The 1,519-nt window shown below is 68.5% G+C and carries 2 protein-coding genes; both read right to left on the bottom strand.

The genetic code is table 11. The features are described from left to right. Nucleotides 1–519, bottom strand: a 519-nt coding sequence (locus HMPREF3115_RS32365) for an aldehyde dehydrogenase family protein (RefSeq protein WP_256276124.1), incomplete at its 3' end; no start/stop codon positions are given. Between the two features lie 109 nt (nt 520–628). Beyond that, nucleotides 629–1,519, bottom strand: an 891-nt coding sequence (locus HMPREF3115_RS11055; RefSeq protein WP_256276123.1) for an MFS transporter, incomplete at its 5' end; no start/stop codon positions are given.

The following is a 1,519-nucleotide window of genomic DNA, read 5'->3' as shown; positions in this document are numbered from 1 at the left end:
CATCGGAAACATCCAGAGCGGAATCATCGCAGGGAAGTTGAACGGCGTGATGCCCGCGCAGACGCCGATCGGCTGACGCAGCGTGTACGTATCGACGCCGCCGGCGACGTTCTCCGCGAATTCGCCGAGCTGCAGCGTGCCGATCGAACACGCATGCTCGATCACTTCGAGGCCACGGAAAATGTCGCCCTGCGCGTCGGGCAGCGTCTTGCCCTGTTCGGCGGTCAGCGTCTGCGCGATGCGTTCGAGATGGCGGCGCACGAGATCCTGAAACTTCAGCATGATCCGCACGCGCGTGCCGATCGGCGTCGTCTTCCAGGTGTGGAACGCGCGCTGCGCGGCGGCGATGGCCGCATCGATCTCGTCGAGCGTCGCGTACGGCACGCGGCCGATCACCTGCTGCGTGGCGGGGTTCACGATGTCGCCCCATTCGGTGCTGCGCGAATCGACGAACGAGCCGTCGATCAGCAGCTTGGCGGTGGGCAACGCGAGGGCGGTCTGGGGAACTGCAGCGTTCATGGAAGTCTCCGGAAGAACGGGGTGAGGAAGAAGCAGGGCGGCCGCGCCCGCCGCGCGCAGCGTGGCGCGCGGACGCGGAACGTGGAGGGAAGCCGGCGCGGCCGGCGTGTCAGCGGCGTGCGGGACGCATCAGCGCCGTGCACACGAGCGCGAACACGCCGAAGCCGACGAGATACGCGATGACGTAGTGCGGCTGACCGCCGCCGGCCTTGAGCAGCGAGGTCGCGATCATCGGCGCGAAGCCGCCGCCGATCACGCCGGCGAGCTGGACCGACAGCGAGATGCCGCTGTAGCGGATTTCGGCGGGGAACTGCTGCGCGAACAGCAGCGATTCGGGTGCGTACAGAATCGGAAACACGACGCCGAGGCCCAGCACGATCGCCCACCACGCGAGCGAGGTCTGCTGCGTGCCGAGCATCATGAAGAACGGTGCGGCGAACACGCACATCAGCACGAGCCCGATCGCGAACATCCGGCGCTGGCCGATCAGGTCGCTCAGATGGCCGCACAGCGGCATCGTGACGAGCGACAGCAGCGCGCCGGCCGTGATCGCGTGCAGCATCTCGGCCTTCGGTAGATGGAGCTGCTGCGTCGCATACGACAGCGCGAACGTGACGACCATGTAGAACCACGTGTTCTCGGCCGCACGCGCACCGACGATCGTCAGCACTTCACGCGGATGGCGGCGCAGCGCGGCCGTCACCGGCGACTTCTCGGCCTTGCCCTGGCGCTGCATCTTCTCGAAGTCCGGCGATTCCGGCACCTTCGCGCGGATGAACCAGCCGAGGCCGACCAGCGCGATGCTCGCGAGGAACGGCACGCGCCAGCCCCACGACAGCATGTCGGCTTCCGGCAGCGCGGCGACCGCGGCCATCGCGAGCGACGAGAGGATCAGGCCGAGCCCGACGCCCGTCTGCGGCAGGCTGCCGAACAGCCCCTTGCGGCCCTTCGGCGCATGCTCGACGGCCATCAGCACCGCGCCGCCCCATTCGCCGCCGAC

It is taken from the genome of Burkholderia sp. HMSC10F09 (genome assembly GCF_001806955.1).
In the GTDB taxonomy this organism is placed as follows: Bacteria; Pseudomonadota; Gammaproteobacteria; order Burkholderiales; family Burkholderiaceae; genus Burkholderia; species Burkholderia multivorans.
This window is presented reverse-complemented; position numbering and strand designations above follow the sequence as displayed.